14 protein-coding genes are annotated in these 16,783 nt (G+C 69.6%); 5 read left to right on the forward strand and 9 right to left on the reverse strand.

Annotated elements, in window-relative coordinates:
* Nucleotides 1–73: 73 nt before the first annotated feature.
* Nucleotides 74–1,429, reverse strand: coding sequence for a peptidoglycan-binding domain-containing protein (locus tag ABTU92_RS16330; protein ID WP_408092453.1), 1,356 nt, complete (start codon nt 1,427–1,429; stop codon nt 74–76).
* Nucleotides 1,430–1,498: 69 nt separating this feature from the next.
* Here ABTU92_RS16330 and ABTU92_RS16335 point away from each other — a divergent pair, with 69 nt between their 5' ends.
* Nucleotides 1,499–2,305 (forward strand): HesA/MoeB/ThiF family protein, encoded by an 807-nt coding sequence (locus ABTU92_RS16335; RefSeq protein WP_408092455.1) that lies wholly within the window; start codon nt 1,499–1,501, stop codon nt 2,303–2,305.
* Nucleotides 2,306–2,466: 161 nt separating this feature from the next.
* Here the strand turns inward: ABTU92_RS16335 and ABTU92_RS16340 are convergent, their stop codons facing one another.
* Nucleotides 2,467–3,249 (reverse strand): SDR family oxidoreductase, encoded by a 783-nt coding sequence (locus ABTU92_RS16340; RefSeq protein WP_408092457.1) that lies wholly within the window; start codon nt 3,247–3,249, stop codon nt 2,467–2,469.
* A gap of 165 nt (nt 3,250–3,414) precedes the next feature.
* Here ABTU92_RS16340 and ABTU92_RS16345 point away from each other — a divergent pair, with 165 nt between their 5' ends.
* Nucleotides 3,415–4,644, forward strand: coding sequence for an alpha/beta hydrolase family esterase (locus tag ABTU92_RS16345; RefSeq protein WP_408092459.1), 1,230 nt, complete (start codon nt 3,415–3,417; stop codon nt 4,642–4,644).
* Nucleotides 4,645–4,666: 22 nt separating this feature from the next.
* Here the strand turns inward: ABTU92_RS16345 and ABTU92_RS16350 are convergent, their stop codons facing one another.
* From ABTU92_RS16350 to ABTU92_RS16360, 3 genes are all read right to left on the reverse strand, one after another.
* The gene (locus tag ABTU92_RS16350; RefSeq protein WP_408092461.1) at nt 4,667–4,969 is read right to left on the reverse strand and encodes a hypothetical protein; all 303 of its coding nucleotides are present in this window, start codon (nt 4,967–4,969) and stop codon (nt 4,667–4,669) included.
* Nucleotides 4,970–5,033: 64 nt separating this feature from the next.
* The gene (locus ABTU92_RS16355) at nt 5,034–5,195 is read right to left on the reverse strand and encodes a hypothetical protein (RefSeq protein ID WP_408092463.1); all 162 of its coding nucleotides are present in this window, start codon (nt 5,193–5,195) and stop codon (nt 5,034–5,036) included.
* 50 nt (nt 5,196–5,245) lie between these two features.
* Entirely contained in the window at nt 5,246–5,413 is a 168-nt protein-coding gene (locus tag ABTU92_RS16360; protein WP_408092465.1) for a hypothetical protein, read from the reverse strand.
* 298 nt (nt 5,414–5,711) lie between these two features.
* Here ABTU92_RS16360 and ABTU92_RS16365 point away from each other — a divergent pair, with 298 nt between their 5' ends.
* Nucleotides 5,712–6,599 carry a LysR family transcriptional regulator gene (locus ABTU92_RS16365; protein ID WP_408092467.1) on the forward strand — a complete coding sequence of 296 codons (888 nt, stop codon included), beginning with the start codon at nt 5,712–5,714 and terminating at the stop codon, nt 6,597–6,599.
* A gap of 53 nt (nt 6,600–6,652) precedes the next feature.
* On the opposite strand, the gene ABTU92_RS16370 is transcribed toward ABTU92_RS16365, so the two are convergent.
* The 4 genes from ABTU92_RS16370 to ABTU92_RS16385 all read right to left on the reverse strand — a co-directional run bounded on the left by ABTU92_RS16370 (nt 6,653) and on the right by ABTU92_RS16385 (nt 8,119).
* Nucleotides 6,653–7,345, reverse strand: coding sequence for a peroxiredoxin-like family protein (locus ABTU92_RS16370; protein WP_408092469.1), 693 nt, complete (start codon nt 7,343–7,345; stop codon nt 6,653–6,655).
* 182 nt (nt 7,346–7,527) lie between these two features.
* Nucleotides 7,528–7,689 (reverse strand): hypothetical protein, encoded by a 162-nt coding sequence (locus ABTU92_RS16375; protein WP_201159338.1) that lies wholly within the window; start codon nt 7,687–7,689, stop codon nt 7,528–7,530.
* Between the two features lie 50 nt (nt 7,690–7,739).
* Entirely contained in the window at nt 7,740–7,901 is a 162-nt protein-coding gene (locus ABTU92_RS16380) for a hypothetical protein (protein WP_408092471.1), read from the reverse strand.
* 50 nt (nt 7,902–7,951) lie between these two features.
* Nucleotides 7,952–8,119 carry a hypothetical protein gene (locus ABTU92_RS16385; protein WP_170145822.1) on the reverse strand — a complete coding sequence of 56 codons (168 nt, stop codon included), beginning with the start codon at nt 8,117–8,119 and terminating at the stop codon, nt 7,952–7,954.
* Between the two features lie 769 nt (nt 8,120–8,888).
* Here ABTU92_RS16385 and ABTU92_RS16390 point away from each other — a divergent pair.
* Nucleotides 8,889–13,868: a 2-oxoacid:acceptor oxidoreductase family protein gene (locus ABTU92_RS16390; protein ID WP_408092473.1), complete on the forward strand. Its 4,980-nt coding sequence runs from the start codon at nt 8,889–8,891 to the stop codon at nt 13,866–13,868.
* A complete protein-coding gene (locus tag ABTU92_RS16395) occupies nt 13,865–16,693 on the forward strand; it encodes a sulfide/dihydroorotate dehydrogenase-like FAD/NAD-binding protein (RefSeq protein ID WP_408092475.1) in 2,829 nt (942 codons plus the stop codon). Before ABTU92_RS16390 ends, ABTU92_RS16395 begins: the two co-directional genes overlap by 4 nt.
* The last annotated feature ends 90 nt before the right edge of the window (nt 16,694–16,783 follow it).

Below are 16,783 nucleotides of genomic sequence, written 5' to 3' on the forward strand. Positions count from 1 at the left end.
GAGCCACGGACACCGAGGATATGGATTCCGGGCTCGCGGACCTGACGGTCCGCGCCCCGGAATGACAGAGACGCTAATCCCGCACGCAGATCACCCGCAGCACCGCTGCTTTCGGGTCGGCGGCCTTCGGGTCGGCGGCCGCCGACGTCGCCGGCGTGATGCCGTTCGCCTCCAGGAGCCGCCGGACCGCGTCCGCCGTGATCAGCCCGGCGCCGCCGGCGCCCGGGCCGGCCACCTGGGTCGGCATGGCGCTTACCACACCCACCATCCGGCCACCCGCATCGACTGCAGCCGCTCCCGAAAAGCCCATCGGGGGGGCGACCGAAAGCGTGCCGCCCGGACCGCTCCGGGCCGCCAGCGTCGACACCGCGGCGCCGCCGTCCTGGCGGTCCGGATCGGAAATCCCGACCAGCGTGACGTCGCCCGCGGACCCACCACCGAGCGGCAGCGGAACGAGCCCCGCCGCGCCGTAGAGGCGCAGCAGCGCGAGCCCGTCGCCGGTCGCCCGGATCTCGGCATAGCCGCGGCCCGCCACCTGGACGCTGCGGCATTGCTCCAGCGCCCGCGCCTCGCTGACGAGGTCGCCGGACGGGCCGACCACGACGGCGCTGGCATACTCCACCCGCCGGCGCGGCGCCGGCACGCCGGCTATGCTTTCCGGGAACGGCACGAAGGCGCTCGACATGGCGACCGCCACCGGATCGAGCGTGCCCTCCAGGCTCTGGTCGTAGAAGAGTGCCATGCCGCGCACCTCGGTGCCGCGGCCGTGCGCCCGCACGTAGAACTTCTTCAGCCCCTGAAAGCCCGAGACGACGAAGAAGTCGCCCTTCATCACGGCGTAGTCGGCTTTGCGGGTCTTCGGCTCCTTCTTCTGCTGCTCGAAGGCGCGTGACAGCGACACGTCCGGCCCGCTGATGCGGAACGTGTCGACCTGCACCTCGCCCTTGCCGGACTGCCAATGCGTGCCGTTGCCACCCGCCGCCGGGCTCGCCTTGGGGGCGAGGCCGGCCGGCAGCCCGAGCCGCACGCCGCTTGCGCGGTCGTCGCGCATCGTCCAGCCGACATGCGCCTGCGCGGCCTGCGCGGCGGCAGCGAGCCGGGTGCGCTCGGCCGGCTCGAGCGTGCCGGTCTCCTTGTAACCGTAGCGCTTCTGGAAGGCCTTCACGGCGGCGAAGGCGCGCTCGCCGAACTCCGGCCCGATCACGCCGTTGTAGTCGCCGGTCCAGATCAGGTCCGACTGCACGGCGATGCGCTCCGCCTCGGCAACGCCGGCCCAGGCCGGCACCGTCACGGGCTTGGACGGCGGTTTCGGCGCGGCCGCGGCCGCGGACTTTCGCGCCGGCGGGGCGGCCGGGCCGGGGGCCTGCGCCGCCGCCGGCGCGGTGCCGGCGAGCAGGGCGGCGAGAAGGAGCGGCGCGACACGGTTCATTCCGGCCTCCCGAACGTGGTAGAGCGCGGCGACCCTAGCCAAACCGGGCGAGGGGAGAAAGGTGCCACGATGCTGACCCCCGACGAGCTCGAGCGCTATGCCCGCCACATCGTGCTGCACGAGGTCGGCGGCCCCGGCCAGGCGGCGCTGAAGGCCGCCCGGGTGCTGGTGGTCGGGGCCGGCGGGCTCGGCGCGCCGCTGCTGCTCTATCTGGCCGCCGCCGGCGTCGGCACGCTCGGCATCGTCGACGACGACGTGGTGTCGCTCTCCAACCTGCAGCGCCAGGTGATCCATGCGACGCCCGATCTCGGCCGGCCGAAGGTCGACAGCGCCGCCGACGTGATCGGCCGGCTCAACCCGAACGTGACGGTCGAGCGGCACCGGACTCGCATCGGCGCGACGAATGCGCTCGACCTGATCGGCCGCTACGATCTGGTCGTCGACGGCTCCGACAACTTCGGCACTCGCTACCTGGTCTCGGACGCCTGCTGCCTCGCAAAGACGCCGCTGGTCACCGGGGCGGTCGGCATCTTCGACGGCACCATCACGACGCTGCGGCCGCACGAGCGCGGGTCCGACGGCACGCCGAACCCGACCTATCGCTGCCTGTTCCCGGAGCCGCCGCCTCCCGGCACCGTGCCGGCCTGCGCCGAGGCCGGGATTCTGGGCGCCTTCACGGGCGTGATCGGCTCGCTGATGGCCGTCGAGGTGGCGCGCGAGATCGTCGGCTTCGGCGAGGGCCTGGTCGGCCGTCTCCTGATGGTCGACGGCCGCAGCCTGCGCTTCGAGACGCTGCGCTACGCCTGGGACCCGGGCAATCCGCTGACCGGCGAGACGCCGACCATCACGGACTTGTCCGCGTACGAGGAGAGGTGAAGCGAGGCGGGCCGAACGCCACCGCGAACTCTGGCATCGTCATGGCCGCGCTTGTCGCGGCCATCCACGTCTTCCGGGCGGCACCGCACCAAGACCGTGGATGGCCGCGACGAGCCCGGCCATGACGAGTCCCGGATTCCCGGCGTGTCACGTCGTCCGGCTCACACCGTCCTTGTCTCGCCGCCGTCGAGATCGACGATCGCGCCGTCGAGATGGCCGAAGCGCGGCGACGCCATCACGGCGACCAGATCGGCGACCTCCTCGGGACGGCCGAAGCGGGCGATGCGATGCTCCGCCAGCATTCTCTCGCGCGCCTGCGCTTCCGACACGCCGGTCTCCTCCATCACGCGGCGCAGGCGCGCAAGAAAGCGCTCGGTCTCGATGATGCCGGGATTGATGGTGTTGACGCGCACACCGTCTGCGATGCCGCGATCGGCCAGCGCCTTGGTGAGCAGGCCGAGTGCCGCGTTGACGCTGCCGCCGATCGCGAACTCCGCGTCGCCGGTGCGCCCACCCGTGCCGGCGATCGTGATCACGGATCCGCCCGCCGCCTGCAGGAGCGGCCACGCCGCCCGCGTCATTCGCATCGTGCCGAAGAACTTCAGCGCGAAGCTGTCGGCCCAGTCCGCGTCGGTCAGCGTGAGAAAGTCGCCGCGCTTCGTCGCGCCGGCGCTGTTGACGAGCACGTCGAGCCGGCCGAGCGCCCCGCTGGTCTTGGCGACGATCTCGGTCGCGGCGTTCGGTTCGCGCAGATCCGCCGCCCAGGCGACGCACTCGCGCCCGAGCGCGTCGATGTCACGACGCACCGTGTCGAGCGCGTCGGCGTCGCGGGCGACGAGCGCCACGTCCATGCCCTCCGCGGCGAGCCGTAGCGCGACGGCGCGGCCGATGCCGCGGCTCGCACCCGTGACGATTGCAACTTTTCCGACGAGTCCGAGGTCCATTCGCCGTCACTTTCACGTTATCACGCCGCAGAATGCGACGCCTTAGGACGGCCGCGATCGCGCATCAACACATTGTTCAAGGAAATTGTGCATCGCAGCGCGACCGGGCGCGTTATGTCTCGGTCCCATGCGTGCTCGATCGCGCGCGTTCGAGGAGAGTCACGAGTGCCAGGTCTGCAGACGACCATCGCGGCGCTGGAGCGCCAGCGGAAGCAGTGGGAGGCGTTCCTGCGCATGATGCCGGGCGCCGTCTCGTCGCGCGAGCGGCCGGACGTGCCGAGCCGGCTCGTCGCGGTGCCCGATTTCGGACCCGATCCGGGCGGGCTTCGGATGTACAAGTACGTCCCGAAGAAGCCGAACAAGAGCCTCGTCGTCGTGCTGCACGGCTGCACCCAGACGGCGGCGAGCTACGATCTCGGCGCCGGCTGGTCGACGCTCGCCGACCGCTACGGCTTCCTGCTGGTGTTCCCCGAGCAGACCGAGGCGAACAATCCGAAGACCTGCTTCAACTGGTTCCGCGAGCACGACGCCACGCGCGGCCAGGGCGAGGCCGCCTCGATCCGCCAGATGATCCGCAAGATGGCCGAGGATCACGCCGTCGATCCGAAGCAGATCTTCGTCACCGGCCTGTCGGCGGGCGGCGCCATGACGGCCGTGATGCTCGCGACCTATCCGGAGGTCTTCGCCGCCGGCGCGATCGTCGCCGGCCTGCCCTACAAGAGCGCGACCGGCATGCGCCAGGCGCTGGAGAGCATGTTCCGGGTGAAGGTGCGGGAGCCGCGCGAGTGGGGCGATCTGGTGCGCGCCGCCTCGCCGCATCGCGGACCGTGGCCGCGCGTCTCGGTCTGGCACGGCGGCGCCGACACGGTGGTCAAGCCGAAGAACGCCGAGGAACTCCTCAAGCAGTGGACCGACGTGCACGGCCTCTCCACGCGCCCGAGTCGCACCGAGACGGTCGACGGCTATCCGCGCCACGTGTGGACCGACGCCACGGGACGCGACGTGATCGAGAGCTACATCATCCCGCTGATGGCGCACGGCGCCCCGGTCGCCGGCGGCGACGACGACACCAGCTACGGCGTGCCGGGCGAGTATCTGATCGAGGTCGGGATCTCGTCATCTTATCACATCGCCCGGTTCTTCGGGCTGACGCAGACGCGGCGCACGATCGTCAATCTGTTCGCCGTCGAGCGTCCGAAGCCTCACGTCGAGGCGTCCCGCGTCGAGTCGCCGAAGGTGGCGCCGACGTCCGACAGGGCCGTGCCTCCGCATCCCGGCCGCGCCGCGGATCCGCCGCGGTCGCGCCCGGGTGTGCAGAAGCCGGGTGTTCAGAAGTTCGTCGAGGACACGATCAAGCGCGCGCTCGACGCGGCCGGCCTGAACAAGCGGCGCTGAATGTCGAACACCGCGACGGTGTTCAGTGCGGCACGTGCGTCGCCGGCGAGCCGTCCGGCTGGCACTCGAACAGGCGCCCGCGTCCGGGCGGAATCGTGTCGAGCAAGGTCGCGTCGCGACACACGACATCGGCCGTGAAGCCGGGCCCCGAGCGTGCCGTGAACGGCCCGCGCGGACCGGCATGCCGCGCATCGCTCGATGCGGTGCCGAGACTCGGCGGTTGGTCGGATCCGAACGGCGCGGCCGCCGCGCCGGTGACGCCCGTCGTGAGTCCCGTCGTGGCGACCGCGAGGACGACGGCGATCGCAAAGCCCAGTCGATTCATGATGCACCTCCGCGCTCGGGTGGAACGGTCGGCCCCGCCGGGGCCGGCCGTTCTCCGCCGATCGTCAGCGAATGTTGCCCTTGGCCTGGTCGCTGCCGGTCTCGACGGCGCCGTGGCCGGTCTCGACGTAGCGGCTGCCCTGGTCGCCGTAGGGCGCGGCGTTCACGATGCTCTGGGCCGAGGCGAGGGTGGCGAGAGCGACGAGCGCGATCTTGAGGGTGTTCATGGGGGTTCTCCTGTCAGTCTGATGAATGGCTGGTTCGGGGGTGACGGGCGTCAGCGGATGCCGCCCTTGGCCTGGTCGCTGCCGGTCTCGACGGCGCCGTGGCCGGTTTCCACGTAGCGGCTGCCCTGGTCGCCGTAGGGCGCGGCGTTCACGATGCTCTGGGCCGAGGTCAGGGTGGCGGCGACGAGGGCGGCGAGGGCGAGGGTCTTGCGGGTCATGGGGGTCTCCTTTGGATTCCGCGGTGGCTTCGTCTCGAAGCCGGTGATGCGAATATCGCGGCGGCGAGGACCGAACTGAAATGCCGAGTGCCTATGGGATCGATAGCGTCGTGCTATGGAGACGAGCGTGGCGCGCGCCGGGGTCGGTGGCCGTCGTGCCGGTGCCCTTGACCTGCGAGGCGCATGGCCTAAATCTCGCACGCGTGGAGTCCGCACGACGCGGACTCGGCGCAGCGATGCGCCCGTTGCCTGCCTTTTAAGATCGCCGACGTAAGAAGACCGTCGGCTCGGTGCCCGGATGGAAATGCATCAGGTGCGCTATTTCCTGGCGCTCGCCAGGACGCGCAACTTCACGCAGGCGGCGAGCGAGTGCAACGTCTCGCAGCCCTCGCTCACGCGCGCCATCCAGCAGCTCGAAGCCGAATTCGGTGGCGACCTGTTCCGGCGCGAGCGGCCGCAGGCGCTGCTGACCGAGCTCGGCCAGCGGATGCTGCCCTTCATGCAACAATGCGACGACGCCGCGCGCTCGGCCCGCGCGCTCGCCTCCTCGATGAAGAAGGGCGAGGCCGGCACGCTGCGGATCGCGCTGTCGGAGAGCATCGACGGCAGTCTCCTGGTGCCCCATCTGCAGGAACTCGGGCGGCATTTCCGCGGGCTCGACCTCAGGCTGATGCGCGGCTCGGCCGCCGACGTCACGCGCCTGCTGAAGGACGGGACGACCGAACTCGGCATGATCGCGGCGATCGACACCAGCTGGGACCGGTTCGATCACTGGCCGCTGTTCTCGGAGCGATTCGAGCTGCTGCTCGGCGCCGACAGCCGGCTCGCCAATCACGCCGTCGTCGAGCCGGAGGATCTGCGCGAGGAACGGCTTCTCACGCGCGTCTATTGCGAGCACGCCGGCCGCATCGCCGAGCTGCTGCGCAAGGCCGACATCGACGTCGACCGGGCGCACGAGCTGCACAGCGAGCGCGATCTCGTTCGTTTCCTCGAGGCCGATCTCGGCGTCGCGGTCGCGCCGGCGAGCGCGCTGTCGGGCGCCAGCGTGGTGCGGGCGCCGCTCGCCGGCTTCGAGCTGGAGCGGACCATCTATCTCTACGGCGTCGCCGGCCGCGAGCGCTCGCCGGCCGCGACCGCCGCGATGAAGATGCTGCGCGCCTGCAATTGGAAGCGCCTGCTGGCGTGAGCGGCGCCGCCTCGGCGGGGCACGCTACCGAATCAGATCCGCCGCGATGCCGATCAGGCCGTCGGTTTGACGGCGGCGAGCATGGCCTCGATCGACATCCGTTTGCGATAGTCCGGATCGACGAAGCGCGCCAGGATCCGCCGGTCGCGGCCGACCACGAAGGTCGCGGGGATCGGCAGCGACCACGAGTCGTTGCCCTGGTAGCGGGGCAGGTCAATGCCGGCCTTCTTTGTCAGGTCGAGCATCTCGTCGCCCATCCAGACGACCAGATCGAGGCTGGCGGCGAGCCCATTGTCGACGTCGCACAGCACCGGGAGGGCGCCGCGCGCGTCCGCCGCGAAGCTCTGCGCGAACTCCTGCAGGTCCGGCACGATGGCCACCATGTGAAGCCCGGCCGAGTCGGCGGCCGCGCGCGCCTTCGCCAGCGCGTCGACGCTCAGCCGGCAATACGAGCACCAGTGGCCGCGGTGGAACGCCAGCGCCACCGGGCCGGTCTCCAGCAGATCGTCGAGACCGACCAGCCGTCCGTTCGCGTCGGGCAGCAGGAAGTCCGGCATCAGGTCGCCGACCTGCGGGGCCGTGGCGCCGACGCCGCTCTCGCGCAGGCGCGCGACCAGGCGGTCGGTCACCTCGTGCAGCGCCGGGATCGTCTCCCGGTAGCTCGCGTCGAGCGCGCCGAGGCGGTCGCACAGCGGCGCCTCCATATCGCGGCAGCATTCGTAAGCGGACCGGTCCGGATCGGACATGGGAGGCCTCGACTGACATCCACCGCGTCGCGCGCGGGATCGCCGCGGACGGGTTTTGCGGACCGACGCCCGGGGCGACGGCCGATCTATAACACGCCCCCGATGCGGGGCAATCGGATCGCCGACGCGAGGCCGGCAGACGAGGGGCCGGCGCGCACCGGCCCCCGTCTCTGCTCTGCGGCTCAGCGGATGCCGCCCTTGGCCTGGTCGGAGCCGGTCTCGACGGCGCCGTGGCCGGTCTCGACGTAGCGGCTGCCCTGGTCGCCATAGGGCGCGGCGTTCACGATGCTCTGGGCCGAGGCGAGGGTGGCGAGGGCGACGAGCGCGATCTTGAGGGTGTTCATGGGGGTTCTCCTGTCAGTCTGATGATTGGCTCGTTCGGGGGTGACGGGCGTCAGCGGATGCCGCCCTTGGCGCGGTCCTCGCCGGTCTCGACGGCGCCGTGGCCGGTCTCGACGTAGCGGCTGCCCTGGTCGCCATACGGCGCGGCATTCACGATGCTCTGGGCCGAGACGAGGGTGGCGAGGGCGACGAGCGCGATCTTGAGCGTGTTCATGGGGGTTCTCCTGTCAGTCTGATCGAATGTGTGTTCGGGGGTGATGCGGGTCAGCGGATGCCGCCCTTGGCCTGGTCGGAGCCGGTCTCGACGGCGCCGTGGCCGGTCTCGACGTAGCGGCTGCCCTGGTCGCCATAGGGCGCGGCGTTCACGATGCTCTGGGCCGACACCAGCGTGGCGGCGACGAGGGCGGCGAGGGCGAGGGTCTTGCGGGTCATGTCGATCTCCTTCGGTATTCGCGGGGGCTTCGTCTCGAAGCCGGTGATGCGAATATCGCGGCGGAGAGCCTCGAACTGAAATGCCGAGTGCCTATGGGATCGATAGCGCCGGGCTATGATCGGCGCTGCCCGCGGACGCGCCCGTGCGACGCCGCAGAACCCCCGAGCCGCGTTCGCCGGGGCGACGATTCGGGCGACGCCGGTGGCCGACGGTCCGCCGTCCGACATCCGCGCGACCGGATGCGACATATCAGCGTGCCGGCCAGCTTCCCCATCAGTTGATATTTCACATGACTGGTTTGCGGCCGGCGCGGGGCCGCGGATCGTCGATGCCGCACTGCAGCGGGTCGGACCGCGTCGTCGTCGCGCCGCGTGAAGCTCGGATCGACGAGGGGAAAGTCCTGTCGCAAGCGGGTTTCCGGGACCGGGATGCGACCATGACGACCACCGTGATGCGCTCGTCGTGCCAACGCGACCCTCGCCGGGCGCAACATCGATGTGAGATCGACGGCGGTTTTTCCGCATTGCGGCACGACGGTGCGGCCCGAAGCCTTTGACAATAGTCAGAGCGAGGGGGGTAGCCGGGGAGTAGAACGCTTCCAGTCAAGGCGGGAGGGCGCGCCTGAGCACGACTCGGCGCGCGACCCGGACAAAAGCCAGGGACGAAACGTCGATAACCGAAGGTTCGAGCGACCACGGTCGCCCCGGCTCCCATGCGAGCGACGGACGCCTGCTCGGCGCGAGATCACGTACCAGACGGACGCAACAGATGAACGCGAAATACTCGGGCATTCCGACTGTCATCAACGGAAACGGTGCCGTCGCCCAGGTGATGGGGCACGTCTGCGGCGGCGTCATCGGCTATCCGATCACGCCGTCCACCGAGATCTCCGAAATCTACGAGGCCTTCCGCTCCGCCGGCGGCTGCAACGTCTGGGGCAAGCATCCGTTCTTCTTCGAGCCGGAGGGCGAGCATTCGGCCCAGTCCGGCGCGCTCGGTGCCGCGCTCACCGGCGCCAAGTTCGTCTCCAACGCCTCGTCCAGCCAGGGCATCCTGTACGGGCTCGAGTCCCACTACGTGACGGTCGGCAAGAAGGTCGGCGGCTTCGTGCTGCAGGTCGCCGCCCGCGTGGTGTCGAAGCACTCGCTCAACGTGATGGCCGGCCACGACGACGTCTACGCGCTGCTGCAGTCCGGCTACACGATCCTGTTCGGCTCCAACCCGCAGGAGGCGGCCGACCTCGCCGTGATCTCCTACAAGGTGTCGGCCACCTCGCTGATCCCGGTCGCCAACGCCATGGACGGCTTCGCCACCTCGCACATGATGAGCGAGGCGCTGATGCCGGAGCCGGAGCTGATCCGCGAGTTCCTCGGCGATCCGGCCGGCCGCATCAAGTGCCCGACCGTAGCGCAGGAGATCCTGTTCGGCGCCAAGGGCCGCGTGCATCAGCTCGAGCTGTGGCTGATCAAGCACGAGGGCGACTTCGCTCCGGCCGACCTCGCCAAGCTGCGCACCTGGCTGAAGACGGAAGCCGAGCAGGTGGAGACCGACAACGCCGCGTCGCTGATCGGCGACACGCTGGCGCTGGTGCCGGAGGAGCTGCGCGGCGCCTGGACCCGGCAGTGGACCAACGCCTACGAGAAGGGCACCCGTCAGCTCGTGCCGGCGCTCGTCGACGTGCACAATCCGGGCCTCACCGGCGGCGTGCAAAACCAGCCCGACTTCCAGGCCGGCTCGGTCGACCACCGCACCCATTTCGTGCGCGACGTGCCGCGCTTCGTGCGCGAGGCGATGGCCGAGTACGCGGCGCTGACCGGCCGCGAGTACAAGCCGGTGATGACCTACATGTGCGACGACGCCGAGCACGTGATGGTCGGCCTCGGCTCCGTGACGGACGACGTCGAGGCGGTGGTCGCGCATCTGCGCAGCCAGGGCAAGAAGGTCGGCGTGGTGTCGATCAAGCTCTTGCAGCCGTTCCCGGAGGCCGAACTGGTCGCCGCCCTGAAGGGCAAGACGGCCGTCACGGTGCTGGAGCGCTCCGACGTCACGGCGCTGACGAGCTTCGTCACCCAGGCGCTGTTCAAGGGCATCGAGAACGCCACCAACGGCACCCGCCACCCGGGCATCCCGGCGCTCGACCGCCTGCCCAAGATGACGACCGCGATCTTCGGCCTCGGCGCCCACGACCTGCAGCCGCGCCACCTGATCGCCGCGTTCAAGAACATGGAGACCAAGAACGCGCCGTTCGTCTATCTCGGCTCGCAGTTCTTCGCCAAGGATCCGAGCCCGCGTCTCGCCGCCCTGCAGGAGAGGCTGAAGGAGGCCTATCCCGAGACCGAGCTGATGGCGCTCGAGACCGAGGCGAACCCGAACCTCCTGCCGCCATCGGCCTTCCGGGTGCGCTTCCACTCGGTCGGTGGTTACGGCACCATCGCGACCGGCAAGCTCCTCACCGACATCCTGGCCGGCGTGCTCGACATGCACTCCAAGGCCTCGCCCAAATACGGCTCGGAGAAGAGCGGCGCGCCGACCAACTACTACATCACGCTCAGCCCCGAGCCGGTGAAGATCACCAACGCCGAGATCGAGGACGTCGAGATCGTCGTGTCGCCGGACCACAAGGTGTTCAGCCACACCAACCCGCTGCGCGGCCTGGTCGAGGGCGGCACCTTCGTGCTGCAGTCGAACCTCTCGCCGCTCGAGGTGTGGAAGGATCTGCCCAAGCGCGCCCGCAAGACGATCCGCGACAAGAAGATCAAGATGTTCGTGGTGGACGGCTTCGCGGTCGCCAAGCGCCACGCGCCGACGCCCGAGCTCGAGACCCGCATGATGGGCATCGCCTTCATCGGCGCGGTGTGCGGCCATGTCGACCGCATCGTCGCGGACGCCTCGATGGACGTGATCTTGAAGAAGGTGCAGCAGCAGCTCTCCAAGAAGTTCGGCTCCAAGGGCGCCGCCGTGGTCGACGGCAACATGGCGGTGATCAAGGAGGGCCTGGAAGCGACGCAGGCGCTCGACTACACGCGGCCGGAGTTCGTCGAGGCGGAGACCGAGGCGGGCGTGCAGCAGCTGCGCACCGTCGCCATCTCGGCGGCGATGTGCAAGGCGGCCGGCGCCGCGCCGGCCGAAGGCATCTTCGATCGCGCCTATTACGAGGAGGTGATCGCCGCGCCGTTCCGCGACGGCACCATCGGCGAGGCGCCGGTGCTGCCCGGCACCGGCATGTTCATGCCGGCCGGCTCGGCCGCCTGGAAGGACAAGGGCCTGTTCCGTCGCGACGTGCCGGAGTTCGAGCCGGCGCTGTGCACGGGCTGCATGGAATGCACGCTGGTCTGCCCGGACGCCGCGATCCCCAACACGGTGCACGACATCCACGACCTGCTGCTCACCGGCCTCAAGCATCTCGACCTCGTCGAGGCGCAGCGCGAGGCGGTGCGCGATCGCGTCTTCGCGCTCGCCGACGCGGTGCGCGAGGCCTATCGCGGCAGCAAGGACGCCAAGGCGTTCGGCGAGGTGGTCGCGGCCGCGGCCGCCGCCCTCGACGTCGACAATCCGACGCTCAAGCGCAATCTCGGCAAGCTCGCCGAGGTGCTGGTCGAGTTCCCGGTGGCGCGCACCCGGCCGTTCTTCGACTCCATGGAGAAGGAGAAGCCCGGCACCGGCGGCCTCTACTCGGTGGCGATCGATCCGTGGAAGTGCTCCGGCTGCCTCGAGTGCATCGACGTCTGCGGCCCGGGCGCTCTCAAGGCGCGCGAGCAGGACGCCGCGCTCCTCGACAGCCTGCAGACCCGTTTCGAGTTCCTCAGCCAGACGCCGAACACGCCGGCCCGCTTCACCGACACGGCGCTGACGGCCGACGGCGACACCAAGCGGCTGATGCTCGACCGCGCCAACTACTACGCCACCACGGGCGGCCACGGCGCCTGCCGCGGCTGCGGCGAGGTGACGGCGATCCGCCTCGTCACCTCGACCAACAACGCGATCCAGACCAAGCGCCGCAAGGACCATCTGCGCGAGCTGGAGAGCGTGATCGACAAGCTCAAGGCGAAGCTTCCGTCCGTGCAGGACGACAAGGTGCGGCGCGAGCGCATCGCCGGCGTGATCGAGGTGCTGGAGAAGCGCCAGTATCTGCTGGAGAGCGGCCCGACCGGCAACGGCCCGGCCTCGGCCGTGATCGCCAACGCCACCGGCTGCTCGTCGGTCTATGCCTCGACCTTCCCGTTCAACCCCTACAACGACCCGTGGGTGAACAGCCTGTTCCAGGACACGCCGGCGGTCGCCAAGGGGCTGTTCGAGGGGCTCACGGCCTCGGCCGTCGACGACGTGAAGGCGATGCGGATCGCCAAGCTCGAGCTCGACGACGCCTACGATCCGGGCATGCACGACAAGTTCTTCCGCACCTTCGCGTGGTCGCAGTTCACGCCGGAGGAGCTGTCGCTGCTGCCGACCGTGATCAGCATGGGCGGTGACGGCGCCACCTACGACATCGGCTTCGGCGCGCTGTCGCGGCTGTTGGCGACCAACACGCCCGTCAAGGTCGTGGTGCTCAACACCGGCGTCTACTCCAACACGGGCGGCCAGGCCTCCACGGCGAGCCTCACCGGTCAGGACTCGGATCTGTCGCGCTTCGGCGCCGCCCATGCCGGCAAGCAGGAGGACCGCAAGGAGCTCGGCCTGATCGCCGCGTTCCACCCGAACGTCTTCGTGGTGCAGACCTCGACGGCGCTGCAGCAGCACTTCCTGCAGAACGTGACGCGCTATCTCAACCACACCTCGTCGCCGGCCGTGCTCGACGTCTACACGCCGTGCCAGGCCGAGCACGGCATCGCCGACGCGGCCGCCAGCCGCCGCGCTCGCCTCGCCGTCGAGGCGCGCATGAACCCGGTGTTCGTGCACGATCCGGGCGCCGACCGCAGCCGCAAGGGCTGGTTCTCGCTCGACGGCAACCCGGACCTCGACAAGGACTGGACGACGACCACGATCGAGCATGTCGAGGAGGGCGTCACCAAGCTGAAGGAGGTGGTGCTCACCCCGGCCTACTTCGCCCAGGAGGAGACCCGCTTCAAGAAGCAGTTCCGTCCGCTGAAGAACGAGGCCGACGCGGTCCCGGTCGAGGACTTCGTCGCGCTCGATCCGGCGGCGCGCGCCGGCAAGGTGCCGTTCGTGTGGTCGACCGACGCCGACAAGCGGCTCGTGAAGCTCGAGGTCTCCAACACCATCGTGCATCTGGTCGAGGAGCGGCGGCGCTACTGGCGGACGCTCCAGTACCTCGCCGGCCGGCCGATCGAGCGGCTGGACGCCGACCACCGCGTCGAGCTCGAGGCGCTGAAGTCGCGCTACGAGCAGGCCGTGCAGACGCAGGAGTCGACGCTCGACACCATCGCCCGCGCGATGAGCGAGCTCGCCGCCTCGTCGAGCGCCCCGTCGCCGACCGCGCTCGCCGGTGCGCTGGCGCCCTTCGGGGCCGCGCCGGGTGCCGCCGCGGCCGCTCCGGCGGCCGCCGCCAAGGCCAACGGCTCGGCCCTGCCGCACATCCGCGACGAGGACGTCGCCGCCTGCACCAACTGCAAGACCTGCTACCAGCAGGTCCCCGAGCTGTTCGAGCGGATCAGGATCATGGTCGACGGCGTGCCGAAGGAGGTCGCCCACACCATCCCGGGCGCGCTCGAAAAGGTGACGGTCACGCCGGACCTCAAGGCCCGGCTCGCCAAGGCGGCGGCCGGCTGCGACGCGGAGATCGTGCGATGAGCACCGCCAATCCCCAGGAGCAGCTGCTGCGCTACGCCCAGACCACGCAGGCGCTGGAGCAGACGCGCAATCAGCTCGAGGAGCTCGAATCCTCCGAAGCCGTCGAGCTGTTCCAGAAGCAGCTCGAGCTTCTCAAGAAACGTCTCCTCGGCGATCCGAAGTCGCTGCGCGGCACCTTCGTGTCGGACGGCGTGCAGGCGATCGCCTGGGAGTTCCAGCAGGAGGAGCTGAGCCCCGCCTTCACGCGGACGTTCTGGAACCTGCTGCTGCGCAACGACGAGATGAGCGTGCTCCTGCAACGCTTCATCTGGTCGATGCCAATGCGCTTCAAGCGCAAGTTCGTGAAGGCGCTCGACGATCACCTGTCCGACAAGTACCCGATGTTCAAGGGCCTGTCGGCGAAGTGGCCGTTCGACGCCTTCATCCCGCCCTACATCCGCCCGCCCGAGGAGCGCGTCGGCGACTTCGCGCTCGTGAACACCGGCTATCTCGGCTACATGGCGCTCGGCTACACCGAGCGCGAGGTCGAGATGTTCGTGTGGCTCGAGGTGTTGCGCGACAAGCAGTGCACCGACAAGCCGTGCGAGATCGGCGTGATCATCCACGGCAAGAAGGAGCCGAAGGGTGGCTGCCCGGTCAAGATCCACATCCCCGAGATGCTGGAGCTGCTCGGCAACGGCAAGTTCCGCCAGGCGCTGGAGCTGATCGAGAGCTGCAATCCGCTGCCCAACGTGACGGGCCGCGTGTGTCCGCAAGAGCTGCAGTGCCAGGGCGTCTGCAAGCAGACGCGCCGGCCGATCGAGATCGGCCAGCTCGAATGGTTCCTGCCCGAGCGCGAGAAGCTGGTCGGCCCCAAGCCGGCCGAGCGCTTCGCCGGCGTGATCAGCCCGTGGGCGCGCGCCGAGAAGCCGCCGATCGCGGTGGTCGGCTCCGGCCCGTCCGGCCTGATCAACGCCTATCTGCTGGCGGCCGAGGGCTTCCCGGTCACGGTGTTCGAGGCGTTCCACGACCTCGGCGGCGTGCTGCGCTACGGCATCCCGGAGTTCCGCCTGCCCAACACGCTGATCGACGACGTCGTCGAGAAGATCAACCTGCTCGGCGGCCGCTTCGTGAAGAACTTCGTGGTCGGCAAGACCGCGACGCTCGACGACCTCAAGGACGCCGGCTTCTGGAAGATCTTCGTCGGCACCGGCGCCGGCCTGCCGACCTTCATGAACGTGCCGGGCGAGCACTATCTCGGCGTCATGTCGGCCAACGAGTTCCTCACCCGCGTCAACCTGATGCGGGCGCTGGACGAGAAGTACGAGACGCCGCTGCCCGAGACCAAGGGCAAGGAGGTCTTCGTCATCGGCGGCGGCAACACCGCCATGGACGCCGCCCGCACGGCTCGCCGGCTCGGCGCCAACGTGACGATCGTCTACCGCCGCACCAAGAGCGAGATGCCGGCCCGCGTCGAGGAGCTGCACCACGCCCTCGAGGAAGGCATCAACCTCGCCGTGCTGCGCGCGCCCATCGAGTTCATCGGCGACGAGAAGACCCACTTCGTCAGCCACGCGGTGCTCGCCGTCAACGAGCTCGGCCCGCCCGACAAGTCGGGTCGCCGCGCGCCGGTCGCCACCGGCGAGACCGAACGGGTGCCGGTCGATCTCGTGATCATGGCGCTCGGCAACACGGCGAACCCGATCATGAAGGACGCCGAGCCCGACCTGAAGACCTCGAAATGGGGCACCATCGAGGTCGGCGAGGGCACGCAGAAAACCTCGATCAAGGACGTCTACTCGGGTGGCGACGCGGCCCGCGGCGGCTCGACCGCGATCCGGGCGGCCGGCGACGGCCAGGCGGCGGCGCGCGAGATCGTCGGCGAGATTCCGTTCACGCCGGCCGAGATCAAGGCGCGGGTGGCGAAGGCCGCGCGGTACACCGAGCTCGGCCAGGTCAAGCAGACCATCGTCGAGAAGATCCCGCTCGCCGGCGGCATCGTCGAGTTCAAGGTGCGGGCCCCGATGGTGGCGCAGTCGGCCAAGGCCGGCCAGTTCGTCCGGGTGCTCGGCTGGGACGACGGCGAGCTGATTCCGCTGACGCTCGCCGACTGGGACGCCGAGGCCGGCACCATCGACCTGGTCATCCAGGGCATGGGCACCTCGACGCTCATGATGAACCAGATGACGATCGGCGACGCCTTCGCGGGCATCGCCGGCCCGCTCGGCCGGGCGAGCGAGCTGCACCACTACGGTCCCGACCAGACCGTGGTTTTCACGGCCGGCGGCGTCGGCCTGCCGCCCGTCTATCCGATCGCCCGCGCGCATCTGGAGATGGGCAACCACGTCACGCTGATCGCCGGATTCCGCTCGAAGGAGTTCCTGTTCTGGACCGGCGACGACGAGCGGATGGGCAAGCTGAAGGCCAAGTACGGCGACCAGCTCGACCTGATCTACGCGACCAACGACGGCACCTACGGCATCAAGGGCTTCGTCACGACGCCGCTCGAGGAGATGCTGAAGAACGACAAGACGTCGAAGGGCCGCAAGATCGCCGAGGTGATCACCATCGGTCCGCCGATCATGATGCGGGTGGTCTCCGACCTCACCAAGCCCTACGGGGTCAAGACGGTGGCGAGCCTCAACTCGATCATGGTCGACGCCACCGGCATGTGCGGCGCCTGCATGGTGCCGATCACGGTGGACGGCAAGATGGTCCGCAAGCACGCCTGCATCGACGGGCCGGAGCTCGACGCCCATCTCATCGACTGGGACAAGTTCCTGCCCCGGTTCAACACCTTCAAGGCGCAGGAGCAGGCCAGCAAGGTGGCGCACGGGCTCGCCTGAGCGACTACACGGCCGCCCGCCTTTCGCGGCGCAGCAATCGGCCGAACGACAGACGGCCAACGAGACGAGGGAGCGGGGCGACCCCCCGCT

Origin of the sequence: Rhodoplanes sp. SY1 (genome assembly GCF_046000175.1) — a bacterium.
In the GTDB taxonomy this organism is placed as follows: Bacteria; Pseudomonadota; Alphaproteobacteria; order Rhizobiales; family Xanthobacteraceae; genus Rhodoplanes.